A 2,755-nucleotide genomic window follows, 5' to 3' on the forward strand; every position below is an offset into this window, starting at 1 on the left:
GGGGTGCCCGGCGGGGCTCGGCATCCCGTGCGACGGGCCGGAGTTGGGCCACTCGCCGTACTGCCGCCGTCGCGGGGCGCGCGAGCGTGAGCAGACCGGCCGCCCGGGAGGGGCTGAGGGGGAGCGGCTGCTGCCGCGCTGTGGTGGCGGCCGCCGAGCTGTTCAGCCGTGCCCGCATCGTCGTGGCCGAGCGCCCGCCCGCGGGCCGGAAACCGCTCCCGATCTCGCCGAAAATCGGCCCTGACCTGGGCTTTTGGGTTTGACCCAGCACTAGAAACGTGAGAGTATTAGATACGTCGAAAGGGGGCGGGAATCCCCGGACGACGACCACACCGAAGAACCTCAACGAAGGGCACGGCATGAACTTCGCCGAGAACGACCCCACCACCCCGGACCGCGCCGACCGCGTCCGCCTCGCCTGGGAGCTCTACCGGGGCGCCTACCCGAACTCGGCGATCAGCGACATGATCGCCGACCTGATGCACCTCGCCGACGTCGACGAGCACACGGGCGGGGGCGCGCACGCCGCGCGTCGGGCCGTCGTCGACTACATGGACGAGGGTCCGGACTGGTCCAAGGCGCCGGTCTACGTCGCCCAGATGCGCCGCAAGGGCGGGGAGTGGATCACCGTCGGCGAGGGCGACGACACGGTCGAGCTGCGGGACGTCGCCAACCTCCTGTGGCCTCAGCTCCAGAGGCACGGCTTCCGCACCGGCGAGATCGCCCTGCACATCGACGACATCGTCCGGGGCGACGTCCTGACGGCCGAGAACGGCACCGAGTTCCGCGCCTTCGCGGTCGCCGCCCGCCGGGGCTGACCCGGCATCGCCAGGGGGCGGATGGGACGGGAATCCCTGTCCGCCCCCGGCACCCACCACCGAACCACCTCAACCCAAGGAACGGCCATGAACGCCGAGATGGACCGCGCCGAGCAGCGCGTGAACCTCACCAAGGAGCCCGGGACCTACTTCGTCATCGTCGACGACGAGGAGGTCTACGACTGGCCCGTCTGGAAGACCGGCGAGGAGCTGAAGCGCTACGTCGTCGAGGTGCAGCGCGCCGCCGACAGTGAGGTCGAGCGGTACGTGCAGCGCGAGGACCTCACCGCCGCGTGCGACGACTCGCAGTCGCCGCTGAAGTTCCGCACCTACCAGGCCGTCAGCCACGGCCACGCCGCCGCGCTCGCCATGCGCGAGTTCGCCGAGCAGATGGCGTTCGAGGAGCTGACGGACGTGTTCTACGCCGACGAACTCGCCTTCACCGGCGCCGGATTCGGCGACAGCTCCAGCTGAGCACCGACGCCCCGGCGGGCGGACGGGACGGGAATCCCTGTCCGCCCGCCGGGCCCCACCACACCGACCACCTCAACACGGAGACCCAGCCATGGACCTCACCTTCGACCTCGGCAAGCGCGACGGCGCCCCGACCAAGCTCCACCCGGTCTACGACGCCAGCCGGGAGGCCTACTCCCTCCAGCTGTGGGAGAACGGCCAGCTGAGCGACGAACACGGGCCCTTCCCGTACGCGGGCGACGTCGTCGAGACCGCCGACGACTTCCTTACCCGGCGCGGCATCCGCCGTCTGACCGGCGTGGAGCGCACCGACCTCTACACCCGGCTGCTCACCGCCACCGGCGATCTCTTCTACGCCCAGTGCGTGCTGATGCTCGCCGAGCCGGAAGACCAGGCGGCCATGCTCATGTACGACGAGATCGAGAAGCTCACAGCCGGTCTGCCCGAGGGTGAGGGCGGCATCGTCGCCTTCCGCATCGAGGACGGCAGCACCGACGGACAGGTCTACCCCACCGTGGAGGCCGCCCAGGCCGCCCAGGACGACCCCGAGGCCTGCACGTACATCTCCCTGCCCGCCGGGCCCCGGGACTTCTGGACCGTCGACCTGTGCCTTGAGCACCTCGAACACGCCGCCCACATGCGCCACGGCTGCATGGTCCTCGGCGTCCCCGTCTGCTGGCACGCGTCCCTGCCCACCCCGCAGGTCTGACCCGATCCGCAGGCCGCCCGGCGGAGAGCGCGACCGCCCCGCCGGGCCCCTTCCACGAACCAGGAGCACGTCCATGAGCGCCACCACCCTGAAGACCCGCATCGGCGAGCCGGACATCGAGTGCCGCTACCCCGTGATCATCGGCGAGGACCGGGTCATCGGTCAGGCCTACCGCTGGCACCGTGACTGGCTGGTCGTCACCACCGAGGGCGAGCACAACCTCCGCCGCCCGCCGACCGGCACCAAGGGCATCGACATGGCGGCCGCGTACCTCGCCGAGGAGTACGCCGCCGGTCGCGTCAGCGCCGTCGCGCTGGAGCAGATCCGTGCCGAGGCCCCGAAGCCGCTGGACGGCCCGGTGCCCCTGCTGCACCCCCGGATGCCCGCCAGCCCGCGCAACATCGCGGGCGCCCACGTCGCGTTCGCCGGGCTGACCGAGCACCACTGGCGGGCCGTGCTCCACGGTTTCCCGGGGTCGGACAACCCCTGGTACCTCCGGTGCGAGCTGTGCGACTGGTCCGGCGTCCGGTACTGGAGCCACCACCGCGGCCGCAACGGCAACCCGCCGTCCGCCTACCGCCACGAGGGCGGATGCATCGGCGAGGAGAAGGTGCGCGAACTGATCCCCGCCTACCAGAAGTAGCCCGCCAGGGCGGCCGCCGGGACCGGAACAGCACCGGTCCCGGCGGGCCACCCAGTGGCCGGCGGGAACCTGGCTCTTATACACATCTGACGCTGCCGACGAACTCTAGGG

At 71.3% G+C, this 2,755-nt stretch carries 4 protein-coding genes; all 4 read left to right on the forward strand.

The genetic code is table 11. The features are described from left to right. Positions 1-359: 359 nt before the first annotated feature. The 4 genes from C1J00_RS41630 to C1J00_RS41645 all read left to right on the forward strand — a co-directional run bounded on the left by C1J00_RS41630 (position 360) and on the right by C1J00_RS41645 (position 2,644). Complete coding sequence (locus tag C1J00_RS41630) at positions 360-818, forward strand: hypothetical protein (RefSeq protein ID WP_102914008.1); 459 nt, start codon at positions 360-362, stop codon at positions 816-818. Between the two features lie 87 nt (positions 819-905). After that, positions 906-1,292 (forward strand): hypothetical protein, encoded by a 387-nt coding sequence (locus C1J00_RS41635; RefSeq protein WP_102914009.1) that lies wholly within the window; start codon positions 906-908, stop codon positions 1,290-1,292. Between the two features lie 91 nt (positions 1,293-1,383). Continuing rightward, positions 1,384-2,001 (forward strand): hypothetical protein, encoded by a 618-nt coding sequence (locus C1J00_RS41640; RefSeq protein WP_102914010.1) that lies wholly within the window; start codon positions 1,384-1,386, stop codon positions 1,999-2,001. Between the two features lie 73 nt (positions 2,002-2,074). Next, on the forward strand, positions 2,075-2,644 hold the full coding sequence (locus C1J00_RS41645) for a hypothetical protein (protein ID WP_245936720.1): 570 nt from the start codon (positions 2,075-2,077) through the stop codon (positions 2,642-2,644). Positions 2,645-2,755 lie beyond the last annotated feature (111 nt).

Origin of the sequence: Streptomyces cahuitamycinicus (assembly GCF_002891435.1) — a bacterium.
GTDB lineage: Bacteria > Actinomycetota > Actinomycetes > Streptomycetales > Streptomycetaceae > Streptomyces > Streptomyces cahuitamycinicus.